Here is a 21433-nt window from a genome sequence, read left to right as displayed (position 1 = left end):
ATCGATGAGTCCAACACATGTTTGTCAGCTCATCAATCTCGTTCCATGATGGATCACATGGAACTCCAGCAACTGCGCTACGTCCTCGCGGTGGCCGAGACGCTGAGCTTCACCAGGGCCGCCGAGCGCTGCCTGGTCGTGCAGTCGGCGCTCAGCCACCAGGTCGCCCGGCTCGAACAGGAGCTGGGAGCCCGCCTGTTCGAGCGCACCAGCCGCCGGGTCCGGCTGACCGCGGCCGGGGAGGCCTTCCTGCCGCCCGCCCGGCAGTGCCTGGAGGCGGCCGAGCGGGCGGCGGCCGAGGTCGCGGCGGCGGTCGGCGAGGTGCGCGGGCGGTTGGCGGTCGGGCTGATCTCGACGGTCACCGCGGTGGACATCCCGGTCGGGCTGCGCGAGTTCCGCGGCCGCCACCCGCAGGTGCGGATCAGCCTGCGGGTGGGCGCCAGCAAGGACCTGGTCGAGCAGGTCCGCCAAGGCGCCCTGGACGTCGCCTTCCTGGGGCTGCCCACCACGTTCCGGCCGGAGGGCGTCACGGCCCGCGAACTGGCCCGCGGCCGCCTGGTCGCCGCGGTCGCCCCCGACCACCCGCTGGCCTCCCGGGAGCGGGTGCCGCTGCGCGAACTGGCCGCCGAACCCTTCGTCGACCTTCCGGCGGGCACCGCGGGCCGGGCCCAGACCGACCTGGCGTTCGCCGCCGCCGGGCTGGTGCGCGACGTGGCCTTCGAGGTGGACGAGGCCTCCTACATCCCCCGGCTGGTCGGCCCCGGCCTGGCGGTGGCGATGCTGCCCGCCGCGTACGTCCCGCAGCTCACCGGCATCGCCGTCGTCGAGGTCACCGACGCGCCGACCCGGATCGAGACGGTGGTCTGGCCGCGCACCGGGCCCTCCCCGGCCACCGCGGCGTTCCTCGCCCTGCTCGGCATCCCGGACGCCGACCCGCTCTGAACCGGCCCCCGCCCACCGAGCGGACCACCGCCCGCCGACCGGCAGCGCCGCCCGCCAACTGGCCCGCCGCCCGCCAACTGGCCAAGTCAGATCATCAGATGATGACCCGTCAGGTCGACGGGACATTGCGCCCCGTTTCCTCCGGTTTCCGCTTCCGCGATCCGCTGGCGGGGCGTTCGCGGCCTGTGCTTACCTGACGCCGTGACCGTCCGGCGGCGCAGCGGCGCCGCCGGTGCGGAAGGCGCCCGGGCCGCGCAGGCCCGTCGACGGCGCCCCTCCCCTGCCCTCCCGCGTCCGAGCGGCGGCTCCGCCGTGCCCGCGTCGCGCCCGTGACCCCGTACAGGAGCAGCATGTCCGAGCAGAGCCCCGCAGCCGTTCCCGGCTGGTCGTTCGAGACCCGGCAGATCCACGCGGGCGCGCAGCCCGACCCGGCGACCGGGGCGCGGGCGGTGCCGATCTACCAGACCACCTCGTTCGCCTTCCGGGACACCGCGCACGCCGCGGACCTGTTCGCGCTCGCCGAGCCGGGCAACATCTACACCCGCATCCACAACCCGACCACCGACGTGCTGGAGCAGCGCCTGGCCTCGCTGGAGGGCGGCGTGGCGGCGGTCGCGCTGGCCTCCGGGCAGGCCGCCGAGACGCTGGCGCTGCTGACGGTGGCCCAGGCCGGCGACCACCTGGTCTCCTCGGCCTCGCTGTACGGCGGCACGTACAACCTGCTGCGGCACACGCTGCCGCGGTTCGGCGTCGAGGTGAGCTTCGTCGAGGACCCGGACGACCTGGACGCGTGGCGGGCGGCGATCCGTCCGAACACCAAGGCGCTGTTCGCGGAGTCGCTGGGCAACCCGCGCGGCAACGTGCTGGACGTGCGCGGCGTCGCGGACGTGGCGCACGCCGCCGGGGTGCCGCTGATCGTCGACAACACCGTGCCGACCCCGTACCTGCTGCGTCCGCTGGAGCACGGCGCGGACGTCGTGGTGCACTCGGCCACCAAGTTCCTCGGCGGGCACGGCACCACCATCGGCGGCGTGGTCGTGGACGGCGGCGGCTTCGACTTCGGCGCGCACCCGGAGCGCTTCCCCGGATTCAACGAGCCCGACCCGAGCTACCACGGCCTGCGCTTCTGGGACGCCCTCGGCCCGGGCGCGTTCGCCGCCAAGCTGCGGGTGCAACTGCTGCGCGACCTCGGGCCCGCGCTCTCCCCGCACTCGGCGTTCCTGCTGCTGCAGGGCGTGGAGACGCTGTCGCTGCGGCTGGAGCGGCACACCGCGAACGCCCTGGAGCTGGCCCGCTGGCTGGAGCAGCGCGACGAGGTCGCGGCCGTCCACTACCCGGGGCTGCCCTCCAGCCGCTGGTACGCCGCGGCGCAGCGCTACCTGCCGCGCGGCGCGGGCGCGGTGCTCTCCTTCGAGCTGCGCGACGGCGTGGAGGCGGGGCGGCGGTTCGTCGACGGGCTGGAGCTGTTCAGCCACCTCGCCAACATCGGGGACGTCCGCAGCCTGGTGATCCACCCCGCCTCGACCACGCACAGCCAGCTGGACGCCGAGCAGTTGGTCGCGACCGGGACGGCGCCGGGCCTGGTGCGGCTGTCGGTCGGGCTGGAGAGCGTCACGGACCTGCGGGCCGACCTGGAGGCGGGGTTCCGCTCGGCGAAGGGCGCGTCGTCCTGAACGGCCCGGCCCGGGTCGCCGTGCCGCCCGCCTCCGGGGCCTGGCGGGACGGCGACCCGGTCGGCGGGCGGCGCTGGTTCGCGCTGCCCGGACCGCTCGCCCTGGAGGCGGGCGGCGTCCTGCCCGGGGCCCGGCTGGCGTACCAGACCTGGGGCACGCCGCGTCCGGACGGTGCCAACGCGGTGCTGGTGCTGCACGCGCTGACCGGCGACAGCCACCTCACCGGTCCGGCCGGGCCGGGGCACCCGACGGCGGGCTGGTGGGGGGAGCTGGTCGGGCCGGGGCGGGCGCTGGACACCGACCGCTGGTTCGTGGTCGCGCCGAACGTGCTCGGCGGCTGCCAGGGCTCCACCGGGCCGTCCTCGGCCGCGCCGGACGGGCGGCCCTGGGGCAGCAGATTCCCGTTCCTCACCCAGCGCGACCAGGTCGCCGCCGAGGTGCTGCTGGCCGACGCCCTCGGGATCGAGCGCTGGGCGCTGGTGGTCGGCGGGTCGATGGGCGGGATGCGGGCGCTGGAGTGGGCGGTGGCCCACCCGCGGCGGGTCGGGGCGCTGCTGGTGCTGGCCACCGCGGCGGCCGCCTCGGCCGAGCAGATCGCGCACGCCTCCGCGCAGTTGCACGCGATCCGCGCGGACCCGGGGTGGCACGGCGGCGACTACCACCACCTGCCGCCGGGCCGCGGCCCGCACCGGGGCCTGGGCCTGGCCCGCCGCCTGGCCCAGATCACCTACCGCAGCGAGCCCGAACTCGGCGCCCGCTTCGGCCGCGCCCCGCAGCGCGGCGAGGACCCGTGGCGGGGCGGGCGGTTCGCCGTCGAGTCGTACCTCGACCACCACGCCGCGAAGCTCGCCCACCGCTTCGACGCGGGCAGCTACGTCGTCCTCAACGAGGCCATGAACGCGCACGACCTCGGCCGCGGCCGGGGCGGCACCGCCGCGGCACTGCGCCGGGCTGCCGTCCCGGCGCTGGTCGCCGCGGTCGACTCCGACCGGCTGTACCCGCCCGGGCAGCAGGCCGAACTGGCCGCCCTGCTGCCGGACGCCGACGCGCTGCGGGTGCTCTCCTCGCCGTACGGCCACGACGGGTTCCTGCTGGAGACCGCGCAGGTGGCACCGCTGCTCGCCGAACTGCTGCCGACCGCGCGCCGCTGACCGGACCGCCCCTGCGGCCCGGGCCGCCCCTCCGGCCCCGGGACGTCAGGCGATCGAGGCGGCCACGACCGCGGCGGCGGCCAGGTTGCAGCTGGCCGACACCCACACCGCCGGGTGCGGCTCGGTGGAGACCAGGATCGCGCCGAGCCGTCCGGGGGTGAGCAGGTCGAGCAGCCAGAACGCGAGCGCCATCAGCAGCAGGCCGAGGACGCCGAAGCACAGGGTGGACAGCAGGCCCTTGCCGAAGTCCTCGTAGGTGTAGCGGATCGCGGTGTACACGATGCCGCCGACCCCGAGCAGCGCCGAACTGAGCAGCACGGCCGCGTTGCGGTTGCCCTCGGCCCAGATCAGCCGCCCGAGCTCGCCCGGCGTGAGGACGTCGATCAGCAGGTAGCCGAGCAGCAGCAGGAGCAGGCCGACCAGGCCGTAGACCGCGGCCGCGCCGAGGCCGTGGAGCATGTCGTTCATCTGCGGGCACTCCGGGGGGGTCGGACGGCCGCGCCGGCCGCAACCGTGGTCAAGGATCGGCAAAACATATCCCATGCCCCTGGCGTCCCGTCAGTTTTCCGGAGCACCTCCCCTATCATGCGGCGGCCCGCGTACGATGATCCGCCATGACACCGCCGCCTCCCCCCGCCACCGAACCGGACCGGTCGAGGCCGGGTTCCCGCCGCCGCTCGGGCTTCGTCGCCCTGGGGATGGTCGGCACCCTCGCCCTGACCCTCTCCGGCTGCTCCTCGTCCACCAGGACGCCCAGCCGCTGCGTCGACCCGAGCACCCTCAAGGTCCTCGACGCGCACTCCTGCTCGGCGGGCGGCTCGGGCGCGGGCCAGTGGTACTACTGCGGCCACGGCACCACCACCGCCGGCGGCGGCACCTTCAGCAAGTCGGCCGCCAAGCGCGGCGGCTTCGGCTGCCCCAAGGGCAGCGGCAGCGGCTCGGGCGGGGGCTGATCCCCGTGCGCCGCCACACCCTCGCCCCGCGCCCCGACTGGCTGGCCACCGTCGAGTCCCAGGGCCTCGTGTACGCGATGTGCTCCGACCCGTGCAACCAGGGCGGCCCGCACGCCTACTGGGACGAGAGCGCCTACTACGAGTTCTCGCTGCCCGAGGTCGAGGCCCTGGAGGAGGTCGTCGAGGAGCTCCACGCGCTCTCGCTGGCCGCCGCCGAGCACGTGGTGCGCACCGGCCGGTTCGCCGACTTCGGCATCACCGACCCGCGCCTGGCCGCGGTCGTCGCCGAGTCCTGGCGGCGCCGCGACGAACAGCCCAGCGTGTACGGCCGCTTCGACCTCGCCTACGACGGCACCGGACCGGCCAAGCTCTTCGAGTACAACGCCGACACCCCGACCTCGCTGATCGAGGCCGCCGGGCCGCAGTGGTTCTGGATGGAGGAGCGCTTCCCCGAGGCCGACCAGTGGAACTCCCTGCACGAGCGGCTGGTCGGTTCCTGGGCGCGCCAGAAGCACCTCCTGCCGCCCGGCCCGGTCCACTTCGCCCACTCCCGCGGCGACACCGAGGGCGAGGACTGGCTCACCACCCTCTACCTGCAGGAGTGCGCCGAACAGGCCGGCCTGCGGACCGTCGGCATCGCGATGGAGGACATCGGCTGGGACGAACTGTCCGGCCGCTTCGTCGACCTGGAGCACCGCTTCATCCGCTCCGCGTTCAAGCTCTACCCCTGGGAGTGGCTGGTCGACGACGAGTTCGCCGACCACCTGCTGGACGTCATCGACCTCGGCGGCAGCACCGGCTCCACGCTGTGGATCGAGCCCGCCTGGAAGATGCTGCTCTCCAACAAGGCCCTGCTCGCCGTCCTGTGGGAGCTCAACCCGGGCCACCCCAACCTGCTGCCCGCCTACCTCGACGGCCCGCGCGAACTCGCCGGCCCCGACGGCCCCGGCTACGCGGCCAAGCCGCTGCTCGGCCGGGAGGGCGCCGGCATCCGCATCGTCGAACCCGACGGCAGCCGGACCCGGCTCGCCGACTGGGCCGGCGACCCCGACCGCTACGGTGCCGAGGGCTACTGCTACCAGCAGTACCACCCGCTGCCCGACTTCGACGGCAACCGCCCCGTCCTCGGCACCTGGGTCGTCGACGGCGAGTCCGCCGGCCTGGGCATCCGCGAGACGGACGACAGCCCCATCACCCACCAGGGCGCCCGCTTCCTGCCCCACCTGATCCGCTGAACCCTCAGCCCGCCGGGGAGGTCGGGCCGTCCCCGTACGACCGCTGCTGCGGGATCCGGACGGCCGGGCCGTCCGCGGGCAGCGGTTCCGGGCCCCGGCGCCGGCCGGGCGCCGCACCGCTCGCCGTCGGCACCGGGTAGCGGGGGGCGATCCGCGCCAGCGAGGCCAGCCGGGCGCGGCTGGTCTGCCGCTCCACCCGCCCCCGGCAGCGGGCCCGGCCGTCGGCCGACCCGTCCGGGGCGGTGAAGTGCTCGGCGGCGTAACGGCGGAAGAGTTCACGGCGGGTCATCGAAACCTCCTGGGCGGCCGGGGCCGACTGGCGGCCGTCATCGGGAACACCCCAAGCAAACCCCCGCCGCCGCGGAGCGAACAATGCGTATCCCCTACCCAACATCCGCGCCGAACCCTGGGTACCCCCCGCCCCGGAGGCCCGGATGACCCGCCGCGAACGCTTCCGCCTGTACGTCGGCGGGCGCTTCACCGCCCCCGCCGACCGGCGCCCGCATCGACACCGCGCCGCCCGCGCCGGCCTCCACCGCTGACCGGCCGTCACCCCGCGGCCCCCGGCAACCCGGTGGGGGACGCGGCCCGGTCGCCTGCCCGTCCCGTCGTCCTGGCGTCCCGTCAGCCCTCGCGCTCGGCCAGTGCCCCCGCCACGTCCTTCCGCCCCACCCCCAGCTTCCGCAGCGCACTGGCCACGTGGTGCTCGACCGTGCGCGGTGACAGGAACAGGGCCTGCGCGATGTCCTGGTTGCTGACGCCCTGCCCCACCAGCTCCGCCACCTGCCGCTCGCGCGGCGAGAGCGCCTCGCCGTAGCCCCGTCGCCCGGGCGAGGCCATCCGTCCCAGTCCCAGGTCCCGCCGGACGTGCTGGCAGCGGGCCGCGTCGGAGGTCGCCCCGAGGGTGGTGTAGGTGGCCTCGGCGGCGGCCAACCGCTCGGCGGCGGTCTGCGGATCCCGGTCGGCGAGCGCCCGGGCCAGCCGTTCCTCCGCCTTCGCGGCCTCGTAGGGACGGCCGATGTTCCGCCAGGCGTCCCGTGCCCGGTGGTAGGACTCGATCGCGCCACCCGGGTCCGTGCCCTCCAGCAGGACGCCCCGCGCCTGGTGGAGCCCCGCGTGCGCAGCGGGCGCGTCCAGTCCGTCGAGTGCCTCCGCGGCCTCTTCGGTGAGGTGCCGGGCCGCACCTTCGTCGCCGACGCCCCGCGCGGCCGCCACGGCGATCGGCAGCAGTTCCCCGCCGCGGGCCCACGCCCCGGCCTGGCGCAGGATGACGACGGCGGGTCCCAGCACGGCGGCGGCGGCCTCCGCCCCGTGCTCCGCCAGCTCCACCGCGCCCAGGCCGGCAGCGGCCCGGATCGCCGCGGTGACCTGCGACTCCCGTTCCCCGTACCTGGCGGCGGACTCGAACTCGGCCCGGGCGACCGCCAGCCTGCCCCGCGAGGCGGCCATCCGACCGAACAGCATCGCGCGTTCGACCCGGGCCATCGCCACGTCCGGGTACTCGGTGCCGAGGGCCTCGAACCGTTCCTCCAGCCCCTGCCAGCGCCCGGCCAGGCCGTCGAGGCGCAGCAGGCCGATCCGGCTGTAGCACTCCAGGTAGGAGATCGCGGCCTGCCGGGCCAGGGCGCGGCTCTCGGTGAGCAGCCGGCCGGCCCGCCGGTCGTGGCCGGTCTCCATGGCGATGTCGCCGACGTTGAACAGGGCCCTGGTGGTCTGCCGGACGAGTTCGGGGCTGGAGGCGTCGCGCGGCAGCCGGTCGAGCTCGGGCCACAGCTCGGGATCGCCCTCACGGGCCTGGAAGGTGAGCCGGGTGGCGCGGTAGGCGGCGGCGACCTCCTCATCGGGTTCGATCTCCAGGGCCGCGGCGGCTTTGGCCATTCTTTCCCAGGCGGCCGCCCCTTCCCCGTCGCGTTCGTTCATGGCGAGCGCGACCAGGGCCCGGGCGGCGCGGGCCGGCCGTTCGGCGATGAGCTCGTCGGCGGCCCGCTCGATCAGCGCGAAGCCGTCCCGGTCGCCGCCCTGGACCGCCACCCTCAGCCCGAGGGTCAGCCGGACCTCCCCGCGGTCGGCGACCGGCAGCCGGGGGTCGGCGATGATGTCGGCCAGTACATCGGTGCTGGCGGCGTCGTAGGCGGCGTTCGCGGCGAGCCCGGCCAGGGCCCGGGCGGCCCGGCCGCGGCGTTCGGGGGCGAGGTCGGTCCCGGCGAGCAGTTCGCGCAGCAGCGAACCGGCCGCCGCGGTGTCGCCCTGTGCCGCGGCCTGTTCGGCTGCGGCTTCGGCGGCCTGCTGCCAGGCCTCCCGGTCGCCGAGGGCGAGGGTGTGCGCGGCGATCCGGGCGAGCGGCTGCGGTTGCCTGCTGCGCAGTGCCTCGATGGCCCGACGGTGCAGCGCGGACCGGATCGGGCCCGGTATCCGCCGGTACGCCACCTGCCGGGCGGGCTCCCGGCGGAACGCGTACCGGGCGGGCGCGGGCTCGTCCAGCACCGCCGCGTGCAGGGCCTCCACCAGGCCGGAGGAGACCTGGTCGGCGGGCAGCGCGGAGACCTCGGCGATCAGTTCCTCGTCGGCGGGCTCGTCCAGCACGGCCGCCGTCTCGGTGACCGCCCGCGCCAGCGGGCCGAGGCCCGCCAGCCGTTCGGTCACCGCCTCCCGCAGGCCTCGCGCCAGGTCCGCCCCGGCCAGGGCCGCGACGGGGTCCGCCCGCCGACCGTCCTCGCGCAGGAACGCCAGGTCCTCGACGATCGCGGCCGGGAGCCCCCCGGAGCGCTCGTGCAGCAGGGCGGCGAGCGCGGACGCGGTGCCGGTCGCCGGACCGCTCGCGGAACCGGTCGCGGGACCGGTCGCGGGACCGGTCGCCGGGACCGCGGCAAGGCCGAGCGCGCTGCCGCCGAGCACGGCGCGGGCCAGGTCCAGCACCTCCGCCCGTTCCAGGGGCCCGACCTGGAGCGGTCCGCCCGCGACTCCGGGCGGGCAGCGGTAGGCGGCTCCCAGGACGGGCATCCCGTCCGGCACCTCCTCCGCCCGGTAGGTCACCACCAGCGACCGGCCGGGATGCGGGTCCCTGGCCAGGAGCAGCAGCGACTCCCTGGTCGCCCGATCGGCCCACTGGGCGTCCTCGACCAGCAGCACCACTTCGCCCAGCGCGTCGAGCAGGGCCCGCAGGCCCTGGAACAGCCGGTCCCGCTCGTCGTTCCCCGCTGCGGCGGTGTCCTCGGGCAGCAGGTCGGCCAGGTCAGGGAGCCGGTTCCGGAGCGCACCGGTGCTCGGCGGCAGCTGGGGCGCGGCCGCCAGCAGCGGGCGGCCGCGCCCCAGCGCGTCCAGCAGCGGGCCGTAGGGCGTCGGCGCGGCGACCGGGTGGCACCGTCCGGTCAGCACCCGCTCCGGCGGCACCCCGGACTCCGCCAGCGCCCGCTCGACCAGTGCGGACTTCCCGACCCCGGCCTCGCCCTCCACCAGCACCACCGCCGGAGCGGACCGCAGCGCCTCGGCCAGCCGCGCCACTTCGCGCCGCCGCCCGACGAAACCCGCCGCCCCGCCGCCCCGCCTCGTCACCGCGCGCCCCATCCGCACCCCCGGCCCGACCGCACCAACCGGCGAGAGCACGTACGTTCCATGGGCCCCATCATGCCGTGCCGCTCCGACGCCCTGAACCCCGACCGCTGGCCGCCCTCCCACCGACGCATCCGCCCCGGTCCCCCGCCACCCGCCTCCTCACCAGCCTCTCCGTCCCCGTCCGACGCCCCTCCGCCACGCCCCACCGGCCCCGGCCGACGGCCGGCACCCGCCTCTTCCGCGTCCCGGTCTCCCGAAGCCGTCCTCCTCGCCCTGTCGGCACGGGTCTCCGGCGAGGGCCCCGCCCGCCCGCACGGGGCTCCCGCCACAGGCCCTGCCTCCCGCTGTCGCACCGGCCCCTGGCCACCGCGCCGTGTTGCGGGCCGGGTGGCTCCCTGGCGAGCATGAAGAAACTGCGTGCGACCTCACCCCGAGTGACGAGGACAGGTGCTGTCATGACCGACTGGGACGCCCAGGACCCGGAACCCGCCGAGGACGACGGCGTTCTCGAACCCGCCGACTCCCTGCTCACGGACCGGCTGGACGACGACCCGCTCGACACCGGAGTCATTCCGCCGGACGGCTACCGGGGCGCCACCGCGTACGGCACCACGCCCGAGGAAGCCGAGCGCGGCGAGTCCCTGGACCAGTTGCTGGCGGAGGAGGAACCCGACGACAGCTCCGAGGCGGTCGACGACCGCTGGGCCGACGGACCTTCGCCGCGGGCCGGTCGCCTGGTCGAGGACGGCATCGACACCGAGGGCACCGACGTCGGCCCGGACGCCGGTGCCGCGAGCGCGGAAGAGGCCGCGGTGCACCTGGTGTACCCGGACGAGGACAGCGAGGCCGAGTTCGACGACGCCGAGCCGGACGAGTCGCTCCGTGAAGCGGTCCGGTTCACCGTGCTCGACGACCTGGCCGACCGCGTGCCCGACGACGACTACCGCTGAGCCCCCGGCCCGGTGCTCCGGGCCTCCCGGTCCCGGTCGTTCCTCTCCACCTCCAGGTCGGCCAGCAGCAGCCGGGGCCCGCTCTCATCGGCCTCGACCATCAGGGCCCCGTCGGGTGCCCACGCAGCGCTGCCCCCGCAGCCCGTCCACGGCCCGGCGGTGCCGACGTGGTTGGCGAGCACCACGGACATCCCGGTGTCCTTGGCGATCGCCGGGTGAACGGTGACGCGCTCCTCGCGTCCGCCTCCCGTCCCGTACAGCGAACTCGCGAGGTGAACCTGGCAGCCCCGGGCGGCGTTCCGCGCAGGCACCTCGGGGAAGTGGTTGTCGAAGCACGTCGCCAGCGAATAGCCGATGCCGTCCGACCAGAACCGGCCACCACCGCTCCCGGGCTCGAACACCTCCCGCTCGTTCTCGTACAGGTGCTCCTTCGCGTACACCGCCGCCACGGTGCCGTCCGGGCCGTACACGGTGCTGACGATCCGCGGCCGACCGCCCGGCCCCGCGGCCGCTCCGTTCACCACCAGGGTGATCCCCGTGGCGCGCAGCGGATCGAGGCGCGCGTCCTCCGCCTCCGTCCACAATCTGCGGTCCACGCCGATCAGTTCGGGCACGTATCCGGTGAGCGCCAACTCCGGGCAGACCATCACCGCACTGCCGGCCTCCCGCGCCTCCCGCGCCAGATCGGCGATCTGTCGCACGTTGGACTCCACGTCGCCCTCGACGCACTCGAACTGAGCTGCTGCCACTCGTACCCGCACCAATGCCGTCCCTTCCCCGCCGTCCCGGCCTCCGGCCGGGCAATTGTCGAATCCTGTGGATCGCCGCCCTCATCGGACTGCTCTTGTCATTGTGTGGTGACGCGAAGGTCGTGACCGTCGGGGTCATGGAGACGGAAGTCGGTCAGCCCCCGTGGCCGCCCGCGTCGATCTTCTGCCACGGACCGGCCGCTCTCCTTGACCCGCTGGTGGGCCGCATCGAAGTTCCGGAAGTGCGGCTGTCGGCAGCGCCCCTTCCCGGCGCTGCGGGGACTGGTCGACTTCGGTGTCACCCGGAGGTGCAGCACGACGAGAAGCAGGCAGAGTACGGCCATCGTGTCCCACAGCGTCGTGGTCCCCGCGCGGGCGAGGAGCCGGGTGCCGAGGACGGGTGCGAGCGTCGCGGCGATGCCCCAGCTGGTACCGAAGGCGGCCAGGTAACGGCCACTTCCGCCGGGTGGTGCGAGGTCGGTGACGAGCGCGTAGGCGCGGCCCATGGCCAGCAGGTCGCCAAGACTGCCCACGGCGGCCGAGGCGAGTAGAGCCGGCAGGGTGCGGGCGAGGGCGTAGCCGGTCAGCCCAGTGGCCAGGATGCTCAGCAGGGTTCGGTCCCGCAGGGGTCGTACGACGGTGTCGCCGTGGTCGATTCCGGCGGGCGCTGGGCGGTCGTGGGGAAGCACGAGTCGGATCAGCAGCGCGCAGGCCAGGCACGTCGCGGCATCGGCGACGAAGAGCCAGCGCAGCTCCCAGCGTCCGAGCGGGGCGGCGATCAGTCGTCCGGCTCCCATGCCGCCTGCCGCGAGCGCGGCGCTGAACAAGCTGAACGCGCGCACCCGTTGACGGTCCGGCACGGACTCACCGGTGATCGCCTGGCTCGGCGGCTCGTAGAGTTCGAAGACCAGCCCGAGGAACACTGCTCCGGCGACGGCTTGTCTCCCTACCCTGACAGCATCGGCACCCAGTGGTCCATCACCTGCTGCAGGCGTTGCCGGTGGTCGGCGATCCAGTCGTCCGGCGGAACGAGCGGGACGCGCACGGTGACCATGGACCCCGACTCGTCCTCCACGACCACCTCCGGGCAGTCACGCTCGCCGGTGAGCTGGATGAAGATCGACGGCCCTCTGCTCATCTCCATCCAGGCGACGTCTTCGCCGGCGTCGAGCCTGTCCAGCGCGTTCGCCCAGCTTTCCAGCTTCGAGACGTACAGCGCGAGGTCGATGCGGCCGGCCACGAAGGGCGTCTTGACGACGATCTCAGCGTCGAGGCCGGCACTCCAGCTGGCGCTCGGTCCCAGAATGTTGACGGTGACGCTGTTTCCCTCGTCGTCGGCGAGGGAGAGGAGCTCCCGCGGAGCACTGTCGCCCATAACTGCCCTTTCATCGGCGAGTACTGAGGCATTCTCGCCCGATCGGGGGATTCCACCACCTCATTTTGTCAGCAGTTCCTACGACCTCGTGCACGGTTGGCCGTGGCTTGTGTGGGCTTGGCTCGTTCGACCGTTCGTGGTGGGAATGGCGGCACGTGCATGGATCGTCTCGGAGCGTCGGATCACCGGCTTGTCGCGGGCGGTGATCGCTGATCTGTTGGCCGAGTCGGGGCCGGTGTGGCAGGCCCGACGCGACGCCGAGCTGTGCGACCGGCCGCGGCGGCGGTCGGTGGGCGCCGGTGCGAAGTGCCAACTGGTCTTCGTCGACCGGCTCCTGGCCACGCTCGTCCACCTGTGCCACGGCGCCACCCACGACGTCCTGGCCTGCTGGTTCGACGTGGACCGCTCCACCCTCACCCGCGCCGCCGACGAGATCCGCCCGCTGCTGGCCGAGCGCGGCTGCCGCAACCGCTTCGTCTCGGGCAAGAGCCGGATCAACCCCATGAAGGCACTGGTCGCCACCGACGACCGCGGGCGCGTACTGTTCTGCGGCGAAGTGCGGGCCGGCTCGGTCGCCCACATCACCCAGGTCCGCGATGCCGGCCTGGTGGACCTGCTCGCGGTCACGATCCACCTGGAGATCCTCACGGACGCCGGCTACCAGGGCCTGGGGGGCCCAGACCTGTGGCCAGGGCGTCACCCCGCCCCGCAAACGCCGCGGCAAGCACCTCGAGCGCCTCCAGTGACTCATGGCCCACCACGAACAGGCCCGCTTCGCCCACTCCTCAGGCCGCATGCCAGCCGAACACGGCATCGCCCACCTCAAGAACTGGCGCACCCTCGCCCGGCACCATGGTCGCCACGACCACCTGCCCGACACCGTCCGAGCCGTCGCCGGACTCCTCTCGGACCAACAAAGGATCATCGGGAAGGTACGCCTTCCACGTCCCTCCCGGGGCCGATCCACAAGTGCCGAGCACCGCTCTCCAGTACTCGTCCCTCCGCTTGATCGATTCGACGGAGGGCTGGCAGCAGGCGCTGACCGCTTCCGACGCGGTGGTCGGTGACCACGGTTCGGTGACCCCTACGAACTCGTCACACGATCCTGCTGATCGTTGCTGGTAGGGCGTGACCGATGCGACGATCCTTCCGTCAGTCCAAGCTCCTCGCCGTCCGATGGGAACGACACCTCCACCTCCACAACGCCTCCGTCTTCCTCGCCTGTGCACCCATCTGCTGGCAACGCCCCAACAATCCGCCCTCGTGATCGTGTTACGGGCTCCGGCCGGGGGCGTTGGATCGACATCGGAATCGAGTCCTGCTCGGCCTAGTCCGCTCCCCTGCCAGTGCCAAACGTCAAGTGATCGGAGCCGTAGACCCATGGTGCACTCCGCTGTGGAACAACTGTCCGCCCACCTGGTGCCGCCGACGGAGCCCTCGGGACGCCCGTCCGACTGGGGGCGAGCCGCCGACAGCTAGAACACGGCCTTCCCCTCGGACTATCGCGATTTCGTGGACGTCTACGGATCCGGCACGATCGACGACCACCTGGTGATCGCGGGCATGGTCGACGCCGGCCCTCCGGAGGTCACCGTCGATGCGCTCACCGCGGTGGCGAGGTCGCTGCACGAGGAGAACAGCGAATGGCCCTACCGGGTGTGGCCGGATACGGGCGGACTGATCTGCTGGGGGGCGACGGTCAGCGCCGACGTCCTCTACTGGGACACCACCGATCCCGACCCCGACCGGTGGACCGTCGTGGTCCGCAACCGGGAGGGCGACTTCGCCCGCTTCGACACGGGCATGGCGGAGTTCGTCCTCCGACTGCTCGGCCCGGCCGGTGAACGCCCGCTCGAAAGCCCCTGCCTCTACGGCCTGCCGAACTCCCGCTTCCTGAACGGGGTCGACCGGCGGCGGATCGAAGCGGTCGGCGGCTACCCGTGGGAGTACCTGGAGGAGCTCTACGAGGCCAATGAGGCCGCCGAAGAGGAGGACTGAACCCTGAGCCGGTGCGCCCCGAGCCTGCTTGGCTCGGAGCGCACGGGACTCGTAACGCGATCGTGCTGATCGTTGCTGGTGGGGCGTGACCCATGTGGCGTTCCGACTGTTCGTGATGACATGAGCAACAGGCCGTGAACCACGAACGACGAGCTGTGGGCCATGATTGAGCCGCTGCTGCCAACCTGGCCGGAGCGGTCGCCGGGTCCGCAGCCGGCGGACGACCGTCGCTACCTGCAGGGCGTCCTGTTCGTGCTGTACACCGGCATCACCTGGCAGCAGTCGCCGCCCGAGTTGGGCTTCGGCTCCGAGCAGACCTGCTGGCGACGGCTCGGCCGCTGGGAGGGCGCCGGGGTGTTCGAGGCCCTGCACCCCACACTCCTGGCCGGGTTGGACGCGGTCGGGCTGATCGACTGGACACGCGCGTGCATGGACACTTCCCACGTGCGCGCGAAAAAGGGGCGAGGCCACCGGTCCGTCACCGGTCGATCGCCGCAAGACCGGAAGCAAATACCACCCGATCAGCGACGGCGGCAGCCTCCCGTTCCACGTGACCACCACCCCCGCCAACATCAACGACGTCAACCGGACCCTCACCCGGAACGACAGCATCCCACCGGTCGCCGGCCGGGGCTGCCGCGCAAGCCACCCAAGTCCCTTCTCGGAGACAAGGGCCACGACAGCCGGCCCTCCGCCGGGAACTGACCCACCGCCGGATCCTGCCCGTCATCTCCCGCTGCGGAGAGCCAGAACATCATCGGCCTCGGCAAGCTCCGCCACGTCGTGGAGCAGACCTTCGCCCAGCTCCACCAGTTCAAGCGCCTCGCCGTCCGCCGGGAACGATGCCTCGACCTCCACAACGCCTCCGTCTCACTCGCTCGCGCACTCATCCGCTGGCGACGCCTCAACCGACAGATACCGTGACGCTGTTGCGAGTTCGCACTGAAAGGGCGTGTCCATGGGTCGCCCCGGTTGGATCGGCGATGTCTTCGAGGCCAGGAGGAGAGAGTTCGCCGTAAGCCCGGACGACGAAGGGATCTTCGGCTCGCCGATCCTGCGGAGCGGGGCAACGAAGGAGGACATCACGCGGTTGCGGGCGAGGTTCTCCCAGCCGTTGGAGAAGTACTAGTTTGTTCTGTCCTGTGAGGTTGGGGACGCGGCTGGCGGGTGGTTGGCCTGCGAGTGCGGTGTGTCCGCGGTGGTGATTGTAGGTGTGGAGCCAGGCGGGGTAGGCGTCTCGGCGTTCTTGTTCGGTGCGGTAGGGCCTGGCGTAGGCCCACTCGTCGAGCAGGGTGCGGTTGAAGCGTTCGACCTTGCCGTTGCTCTGCGGCCGGTAGGGACGGGTGCGTTTGTGCGCGATCCCGGCTGCTGCCAGGACGTCGCGCCAGGGGTGGGACTTGTAGCAGGCGCCGTTGTCGGTCGTGACTCGTCGGACGGTGATGCCGGCCCGGGCGAAGAATTCGTTCGCCCGGGTCCAGAACGCGGCGGCGGTCTCCTTGCGCTCGTCCGCGAGGATCTCGCTGTAGGCCAGGCGGGAGTGGTCGTCGACGGCGTTGTGCAGGTAGCTGTAGCCGACGCCGGAACGTGTTCTGCGTCCGGCTTGGCGGCCCAGGGTCTTGTGGCCGCCGCCGTCGGGGATGTTGCCGGGCTTCTTGATGTCGACGTGGACCAACTCGCCTGGCGCGCAGTGTTCGTAGCGTCGTATCGGCCGTCCGGTGGCGCGGTCGAGGTGGGCCAGGCGGGCGAGGCGGTAGCGGGTCAGGACCCGGTGGACGATGGCGGGGTTGAGCTTCAGCAGGTAGGCGATGCGGGCCGGGCCCCAGCGGCGCAGGACGCGGACCTTGATGATCCGCCGCTCGGTGCGGGTCGGGGTCCGGTTCGGGCTGCGGTGCGGCCGGCTGGAGCGGTCGCTCATGCCGGCGTCGCCGAGCGCGCGGTAGCGGTCGGCCCACCGCTTGGCGGTGGTGGGTGAGACCTGGAAGCGTTCGGCGGCCCGGCGCAGTGGCCAGCCGTCCTCGACCACGCAGTGGGCCAGGCGCAGCCGTCCGGTCTCGGTCAGCGGTGCGTTACGGTGTGGCATGAGGGCCTTTCTGGTCGCCGGTGCTTCTCTGCACTTCACCCGATTGGGCGATCGGAGCCGCCGGGGACCGGTGGGCGGCCGAGCGCGGAACCTTGTGGATCTGTGGCTCGCTGCCGTGATCGACTGAGGCCATGAGCTTGTCAGTGGATGTGTTCGTCGTCGGTGCGGACGACAAGATGAACCTGCTGGATGTTCCGGAGGGAAGTTCCGACCTCGCGGGCTTCGAGCGCTGGCGTACCTCCGTGTGGGGGTCCGAGGCCGTGCACTCGTTGGGGGCGAGGTTCTTCCCGGTTTTGGCCCGCGGTGACCTCACCGTGGCGCCGGACCAGGTGGCGGACTTCCTGGATGAATGTGCATTGATCCGGAGCAACCTCGAACTCGTCGCGCCCAGCGCCGACCCGGCGAAGTCGCATGCGGAGTACGTTCGGCAGATCTCCGAGCGCCTGCGGAACATCGAGGACGCTGCCGAGCGTGCGCAGAGCGTCAGGGGTGGTGTGGTCATCTGGTAGGCGTCCGTTCTGGAGGAAATTCGACGGTCGGTCTGCCTGTGGCGTGGCAGGATGGCGCTATGACGTTGATCCGAAGGGGCGATGCCGCGTAAGTCGCCCGGCGCCGTGCGCGCCCAGACGCGGTTGATTCGGGGTCAGTCCCGACAGTTCAGTCAGGTCCGAGGCCTGCGACGAAGTGCCCAGGCTGCTGTCAGGCGCCTTGAGGCTTACAGGTTTTGGCCCGGGTTCTTGAGCGAGGCGCTCGGCCAGTACGAGCGGTTCTTGCGCCAGCCTGGCCGGTGGCTCTATGTGCCGTTGGCGGATTGTCCGTGCCACGATGTCTTGGGTGGTCGGGACAACCTGCAGGCCATGCTTGATGCGCTGCCGTCGGCCGCGCGCCGCGAACTGAGGCAGATCGTGACCCGGCTCGATGCGGAATTCGAGCGGCGTACATTGCCGGATCCGTTTGCGTCGGAACGGTTGTGCAGCGAGTGGTTCGACCCGCCGAGTCGGCCGTGGTGGTACCTGCGGTTGACCAAGCCGTAGGCGAACATGTGCGGCATCGGCCGCTCCCCGCCGCTGGCGGAAGGCCCTCCAGCGGGGGGACGGACGCACGAGAGCTGACTCGTATGGCAGGGGTTCATGGAAGTGACTACTCCGGTGAGAGAGATGGTCGAGGCCGGGGAAGGCCGAGGTCGACGACGGGCCGGCGGCTGCGGCGACTGGCTTCGTCTCTCTTGCCGCGCAGGAAGGTGAGGGTGAGGTCGATACCTTCGATCTCACCGATCCAGCCTTCGACTTCAGCGCGTTGACGCCGGTCGAGGAGGTCGTGCTCAAGCTCGTTCAGGCGGGGCAGCATCTTCGGGTTGACGTGCAGCATCGGGCACCGAATGCAGGCATGCTCGTGCTGGCAGGGGGTGCCGTAGGGCCGGCCGCATGCGCCGAGCTCGACCTTTCGGCGATCGAAGTGCTCCTCGAACTCCGACCACTCGTCGGGCGTGCTGTCCCGGTACTCGCCCTCGGGGCGGACCTGGCGGCGGTGCTGCAGGTACTCCTGGTAGTGGCGGATCACGTCCTCGTCGAACACTGCGACGTAGCCACGAGTGGTCTGGATATTCAGGTGTCCGAGCAGGGCCGCGCCGATGTGGATCGGCAGGCCGCTGTTGACGAGCTCGGTGATGAAAATCCGGCGGAAGTCGTGCGGGGTGAACTTCAGTCTCTTGAAACCGGGGTGCACCTTGGCGAGGGCGAGGCAGCGCCGTTGGATCATCCGGTGGATCGTGCCGGGGTTGAAGACCGCAGGAACGGCGCCGTTCTGCCGTTGGAAGAGGAACGGCATCGGAGGGCTCCAGACCTTGTCGTGCGGGTCGTAGCGGGAGACCAGCGGGATCGGCCGACCGGTGCGGAGGTGTCGGCGGATGATCGACGCGATCACGTGGAAGAGCTCAGCGGACATCGGGATCACACGCTCGCGGTCGGTTTTCGACGGCGCGATGACGAGCAGGGCGATGACCTCGCCGCCGGGCCGCTGGTACTGCCGGATGCTCAGGTGGCTCAGTTCGCACAGCTCCTCGATGCGGACGCCGGAATGCCGCAGGGTTTCCACCGCGGCCCAGTCCCAGAACGCGGCCTCCTCCTCGGCGGCGATGTGGACCGTCTCGCCGCTGTCGTCGTTGTGCAGGCGTGGCGGGACCGGCGCGGCCCGGCGGGTGAGCTTGCGGTCGGAGTCGCTCAGCACGCGGGTGTAGGTAGTGCCGGCGAAGGTGAACGACTCGCCCTCGACCGCTCGCGCGGCGCGTTCGAGCAGTTGGCGGAAGTGGTCGTAGCGGGACTCGACGTGCTCGACGAGCACGGGCAGCAGAGGCTGGCGCTGGCGGGTGCGGTCGGCGGTTCGCTCGTTGATGCGCCGGCGGCGTGCGCCGAGCCCGCGCAGGTCGGAGGGCGGGACCGGGCAGGGGGCGACCCAGACCGCCCACTGCTCGGGTTCCTGGGCCGCCCAGGTGTGCAGGTCGTAGTAGAAGCTGCGGACCGAGATAACCAGGCCGTCCGCTCCGGCACGTGGAGCGCCGTCATCCTTGACGGCGATCATCTGCCGCCAGGCGGCGTAGACCTCCGGGGCGATCCGCAGATCGGCCTGTTCGGGGTTGATGCGCTCGATCTTCTCCCAGAAGTGGTGGGCCAGGTGCAGCACCAGGTTCTTCCAGGTGCCGTAGTCGGTGTCCGCGCGGCGGCGGTTGAAGTAGTCGATCAGCAGCCCGCGGACGGCCCGGTTGCGGATGGGGTAGAGGTCGATCAGCTCCTCGATGGTCTTCTGGCCGCGCATCAGGGCCGCGCGCATCGTGGCCGGGACGGTCGGTGGGAGGTGGCCCATGGCGTGGAGCACGTGCCACACGCCCTGGCCGCGCAGCCGGTTGCCGGCCTTGTTGCCCGGGGCCACGACCGACCACGCGCGCCGGTTCTCCTGCGCGAAGTGCAGCAGCGCGGGCGCCGTGATGTCGCTGAGCGCGACACCCTGGACGGCCAGAAGCGCGGTCAGGTCGAACAGGGCCTCGGTCCGGTGCGCGTAGGTGTGCTGATGTACCTCGACCTGCTTGACGAAGTCGTCCAGCAGCGGGTCGCTCTGCGCGGCGATGAACATCAACGCAAAGCTGGTCATGTGGTGGCGCCGGAAGGCGAGCATGGATGGCTGGATGGCGCGCAGGCAGATCAGGGACCGCAAGTCGGTGGTGAGCTTGATGCTGGGGCTGCGGCGGCACTCCAGGTCGTTGACGTTGACCAGGCCCTGTCCGACCGGGCTGGCTTCCCACCGTTCCTGCCAGGTCAGGCCGGGGTAGCCGGCCAGGTAGTCAAGAACGGCACGGGCGGCCATGCCGCGCTGCTGCCGAGTCGACGCCCCTCCGTCCCATGCCTCAACGGCCAGTCCCGCGATCGACAGCGCGGAGGTGCGGGAGAGGTCGCCGAACGGGCGGGGCGGTGTAGTCGCGACGGCTGGCTCGGGAGTCATCGGGCCGCCGACGAAGCGGCTGGAGTAGTCGAGGCCCTCGGCGATCGGGCCGTGTCGGCGGCTGACGCCGGTAGTGGGGCTCGCGGCGGTCTTAGGCACCGAACACCGCCGCGATGTCGTCGGTGGCGTAACCGGACGGGTAACTGATCTGCGGCCGTGGCCTATTGTAGTGCTCCAGCAGCGCGTCGAAGATCTCCTCGATCCGCACCGTGAGGTGGCGGCTGGTGGTCTGGATGTTGGCGTGGCGTAGCACCGTCTGGACCTCGGGCAGGGTGAGCTTTCCGCCGTTGGCCATCCGGTGGGCGGCCGTGTGGCGAAGGTCGTGGAGCGTCCAGTTGGTGCCGAGGTTCTGCTGGGCGCGCTGCATCACCCGTCGCATTGCCCAGTAGGTCAGTGGCCGGTCCTCTCCGTGCCGTGTTCGCCAGACCGGCTCGCCGGGCTGTGGTGTGCCGGTGCTGTCCGGGTAGCGGGCCAGCCGGACGCACGCTTCCGGTGAGATCGGTACGAGCTCGCGCTCTCGGGTGCCCTTGGAGATGACGTAGAGGCCGGGCTTGGCCCAGTGGATGTCGCTTGTCCCGACGCCGAGCAGCTCTTCCGCCCTGGCGCCGCTGGAGACGTAGCAGTCCAGTAGGGCTCGGTCGCGCTCACAGCCCATCGCGGCGAACAGCTCGTCCCACAGCGGATCGGGGATCGAGCGCGGCGGCCGGCTGGCCACCTTCTGCCGCAGCCGGGCCCGGCCCAGAACCGGCTTGGGCTCCAGCGGGCTGAGGTGGCTCATGGCACGGCGCCGCTGCGGCGACACAGGCACGGGGTTCACGACCGGCCCCCGCCCGTAGTGCGCATGGAAGGTGTAGAAGCCGCTCACGACCGACAGCGCGTGGTTGATCGTCGTCGCGGCATATCCGGTGCCGAGGTACGGCTTGCCGGTGCGCGGATTGACCGTTCCCGGGGCCGGCGACTGGAGGTTGCGCCGCCGGCGTTGCGGGTTCGGTGCCGTGCGCATCCAACCGGTCAGCACGGCCGCTTCCGCCTCGGTCGCCCGCTCCCAGGCGACATCGAGCAGCCACAGCAGCCGGAACCACCGCAGCATCCCGAACCCATAGCTGCGGGCCGTCAGCGGGCTGCTGTCACTCAGCGCCAGGTCGCGCAGGTACGCGGTGACCGGCTCGACCTTGACCCCGTGACCGTTGAGAGGGCGTTAAGTCCTGTTTTTAATGGTTCGGCATCGCTCGATCGTGGGGTCGGCTGCAGTTCCGGGGCGGCTGCCGGATCGGGGGTGGTGC

At 72.3% G+C, this 21433-nt stretch carries 18 protein-coding genes and 2 pseudogenes; 11 read left to right on the top strand and 9 right to left on the bottom strand.

Features of this window, described 5'->3' with window-relative positions; genetic code table 11:
- Positions 1 to 57 precede the first annotated feature (57 nt).
- The 3 genes from ACFY00_RS35865 to ACFY00_RS35855 all read left to right on the top strand — a co-directional run bounded on the left by ACFY00_RS35865 (position 58) and on the right by ACFY00_RS35855 (position 3766).
- The gene (locus ACFY00_RS35865) at positions 58 to 942 is read left to right on the top strand and encodes a LysR family transcriptional regulator (RefSeq protein ID WP_388037822.1); all 885 of its coding nucleotides are present in this window, start codon (positions 58 to 60) and stop codon (positions 940 to 942) included.
- A 350-nt stretch (positions 943 to 1292) separates the two neighbouring features.
- Positions 1293 to 2615, top strand: coding sequence for a bifunctional o-acetylhomoserine/o-acetylserine sulfhydrylase (locus ACFY00_RS35860; protein WP_388037819.1), 1323 nt, complete (start codon positions 1293 to 1295; stop codon positions 2613 to 2615).
- Between the two features lie 20 nt (positions 2616 to 2635).
- Positions 2636 to 3766 carry a homoserine O-acetyltransferase gene (locus ACFY00_RS35855; RefSeq protein ID WP_388037816.1) on the top strand — a complete coding sequence of 377 codons (1131 nt, stop codon included), beginning with the start codon at positions 2636 to 2638 and terminating at the stop codon, positions 3764 to 3766.
- Between the two features lie 45 nt (positions 3767 to 3811).
- On the opposite strand, the gene ACFY00_RS35850 is transcribed toward ACFY00_RS35855, so the two are convergent.
- Entirely contained in the window at positions 3812 to 4234 is a 423-nt protein-coding gene (locus tag ACFY00_RS35850; protein ID WP_388037814.1) for a DUF350 domain-containing protein, read from the bottom strand.
- 146 nt (positions 4235 to 4380) lie between these two features.
- Here ACFY00_RS35850 and ACFY00_RS35845 point away from each other — a divergent pair, with 146 nt between their 5' ends.
- Positions 4381 to 4719: a hypothetical protein gene (locus tag ACFY00_RS35845; RefSeq protein ID WP_388037811.1), complete on the top strand. Its 339-nt coding sequence runs from the start codon at positions 4381 to 4383 to the stop codon at positions 4717 to 4719.
- A 5-nt stretch (positions 4720 to 4724) separates the two neighbouring features.
- A complete protein-coding gene (locus ACFY00_RS35840; RefSeq protein ID WP_388037808.1) occupies positions 4725 to 5954 on the top strand; it encodes a glutathionylspermidine synthase family protein in 1230 nt (409 codons plus the stop codon).
- Between the two features lie 4 nt (positions 5955 to 5958).
- Here the strand turns inward: ACFY00_RS35840 and ACFY00_RS35835 are convergent, their stop codons facing one another.
- Both ACFY00_RS35835 and ACFY00_RS35830 read right to left on the bottom strand, forming a co-directional pair.
- Positions 5959 to 6243 (bottom strand): hypothetical protein, encoded by a 285-nt coding sequence (locus tag ACFY00_RS35835; protein WP_388037806.1) that lies wholly within the window; start codon positions 6241 to 6243, stop codon positions 5959 to 5961.
- Between the two features lie 335 nt (positions 6244 to 6578).
- A complete protein-coding gene (locus ACFY00_RS35830) occupies positions 6579 to 9506 on the bottom strand; it encodes an AAA family ATPase (protein ID WP_388037803.1) in 2928 nt (975 codons plus the stop codon).
- A gap of 455 nt (positions 9507 to 9961) precedes the next feature.
- On the opposite strand from ACFY00_RS35830, the gene ACFY00_RS35825 reads away from it, so the two are divergent.
- Entirely contained in the window at positions 9962 to 10456 is a 495-nt protein-coding gene (locus ACFY00_RS35825; protein WP_388037801.1) for a DUF5709 domain-containing protein, read from the top strand.
- On the opposite strand, the gene ACFY00_RS35820 is transcribed toward ACFY00_RS35825, so the two are convergent.
- The 3 genes from ACFY00_RS35820 to ACFY00_RS35810 all read right to left on the bottom strand — a co-directional run bounded on the left by ACFY00_RS35820 (position 10447) and on the right by ACFY00_RS35810 (position 12580).
- On the bottom strand, positions 10447 to 11205 hold the full coding sequence (locus tag ACFY00_RS35820) for a carbon-nitrogen hydrolase family protein (protein WP_388037798.1): 759 nt from the start codon (positions 11203 to 11205) through the stop codon (positions 10447 to 10449). The two genes, ACFY00_RS35825 and ACFY00_RS35820, sit on opposite strands and share 10 nt — an antisense overlap.
- 98 nt (positions 11206 to 11303) lie before the next feature.
- Positions 11304 to 12128 (bottom strand): MFS transporter, encoded by an 825-nt coding sequence (locus ACFY00_RS35815; RefSeq protein ID WP_388037796.1) that lies wholly within the window; start codon positions 12126 to 12128, stop codon positions 11304 to 11306.
- Positions 12129 to 12151: 23 nt separating this feature from the next.
- Entirely contained in the window at positions 12152 to 12580 is a 429-nt protein-coding gene (locus tag ACFY00_RS35810; RefSeq protein WP_388037793.1) for a DUF5959 family protein, read from the bottom strand.
- A 145-nt stretch (positions 12581 to 12725) separates the two neighbouring features.
- On the opposite strand from ACFY00_RS35810, the gene ACFY00_RS35805 reads away from it, so the two are divergent.
- The 3 genes and pseudogenes from ACFY00_RS35805 to ACFY00_RS35795 all read left to right on the top strand — a co-directional run bounded on the left by ACFY00_RS35805 (position 12726) and on the right by ACFY00_RS35795 (position 15502).
- Positions 12726 to 13589 carry a transposase family protein gene (locus ACFY00_RS35805; RefSeq protein ID WP_388037792.1) on the top strand — a complete coding sequence of 288 codons (864 nt, stop codon included), beginning with the start codon at positions 12726 to 12728 and terminating at the stop codon, positions 13587 to 13589.
- A gap of 503 nt (positions 13590 to 14092) precedes the next feature.
- Positions 14093 to 14578 carry a hypothetical protein gene (locus ACFY00_RS35800; protein ID WP_388037790.1) on the top strand — a complete coding sequence of 162 codons (486 nt, stop codon included), beginning with the start codon at positions 14093 to 14095 and terminating at the stop codon, positions 14576 to 14578.
- A gap of 153 nt (positions 14579 to 14731) precedes the next feature.
- Positions 14732 to 15502, top strand: a pseudogene (locus ACFY00_RS35795) (IS5 family transposase).
- 211 nt (positions 15503 to 15713) lie between these two features.
- Here the strand turns inward: ACFY00_RS35795 and ACFY00_RS35790 are convergent.
- Positions 15714 to 16658, bottom strand: a pseudogene (locus ACFY00_RS35790) (IS481 family transposase); the annotation flags it as partial.
- Between the two features lie 131 nt (positions 16659 to 16789).
- On the opposite strand from ACFY00_RS35790, the gene ACFY00_RS35785 reads away from it, so the two are divergent.
- Both ACFY00_RS35785 and ACFY00_RS35780 read left to right on the top strand, forming a co-directional pair.
- Positions 16790 to 17167, top strand: a complete 378-nt coding sequence (locus tag ACFY00_RS35785) for a hypothetical protein (protein WP_388037787.1) — start codon at positions 16790 to 16792, stop codon at positions 17165 to 17167.
- Positions 17168 to 17395: 228 nt separating this feature from the next.
- Positions 17396 to 17692, top strand: coding sequence for a hypothetical protein (locus tag ACFY00_RS35780; protein WP_388037784.1), 297 nt, complete (start codon positions 17396 to 17398; stop codon positions 17690 to 17692).
- A gap of 106 nt (positions 17693 to 17798) precedes the next feature.
- Here ACFY00_RS35780 and ACFY00_RS35775 read toward each other — a convergent pair whose 3' ends face one another.
- Entirely contained in the window at positions 17799 to 20249 is a 2451-nt protein-coding gene (locus ACFY00_RS35775) for a tyrosine-type recombinase/integrase (RefSeq protein WP_388037782.1), read from the bottom strand.
- The gene (locus ACFY00_RS35770; protein WP_388037779.1) at positions 20242 to 21240 is read right to left on the bottom strand and encodes a tyrosine-type recombinase/integrase; all 999 of its coding nucleotides are present in this window, start codon (positions 21238 to 21240) and stop codon (positions 20242 to 20244) included. The genes ACFY00_RS35775 and ACFY00_RS35770 overlap by 8 nt, the downstream gene beginning before the upstream one ends.
- Positions 21241 to 21433 lie beyond the last annotated feature (193 nt).

The sequence above is a fragment of the Kitasatospora sp. NPDC001540 genome (assembly GCF_042894345.1).
GTDB classification, from domain to species: domain Bacteria; phylum Actinomycetota; class Actinomycetes; order Streptomycetales; family Streptomycetaceae; genus Kitasatospora; species Kitasatospora phosalacinea_C.
The sequence above is the reverse complement of the archived record's forward strand: the minus strand, read 5'-3'. Positions and strand labels throughout refer to the sequence as shown.

Bases quoted from the DNA above. Each gene is read 5' to 3' on its own strand.
- ACFY00_RS35865 (WP_388037822.1), top strand. From the start codon at position 58: ATGGAACTCCAGCAACTGCGCTACGTCCTCGCGGTGGCCGAGACGCTG.
- ACFY00_RS35860 (WP_388037819.1), top strand. From the start codon at position 1,293: ATGTCCGAGCAGAGCCCCGCAGCCGTTCCCGGCTGGTCGTTCGAGACC.
- ACFY00_RS35850 (WP_388037814.1), bottom strand. From the start codon at position 4,234: ATGAACGACATGCTCCACGGCCTCGGCGCGGCCGCGGTCTACGGCCTG.
- ACFY00_RS35845 (WP_388037811.1), top strand. From the start codon at position 4,381: ATGACACCGCCGCCTCCCCCCGCCACCGAACCGGACCGGTCGAGGCCG.
- ACFY00_RS35835 (WP_388037806.1), bottom strand. From the start codon at position 6,243: ATGACCCGCCGTGAACTCTTCCGCCGTTACGCCGCCGAGCACTTCACC.
- ACFY00_RS35825 (WP_388037801.1), top strand. From the start codon at position 9,962: ATGACCGACTGGGACGCCCAGGACCCGGAACCCGCCGAGGACGACGGC.
- ACFY00_RS35810 (WP_388037793.1), bottom strand. From the start codon at position 12,580: ATGGGCGACAGTGCTCCGCGGGAGCTCCTCTCCCTCGCCGACGACGAG.
- ACFY00_RS35805 (WP_388037792.1), top strand. From the start codon at position 12,726: ATGGCGGCACGTGCATGGATCGTCTCGGAGCGTCGGATCACCGGCTTG.
- ACFY00_RS35785 (WP_388037787.1), top strand. From the start codon at position 16,790: ATGAGCTTGTCAGTGGATGTGTTCGTCGTCGGTGCGGACGACAAGATG.
- ACFY00_RS35770 (WP_388037779.1), bottom strand. From the start codon at position 21,240: ATGCTGCGGTGGTTCCGGCTGCTGTGGCTGCTCGATGTCGCCTGGGAG.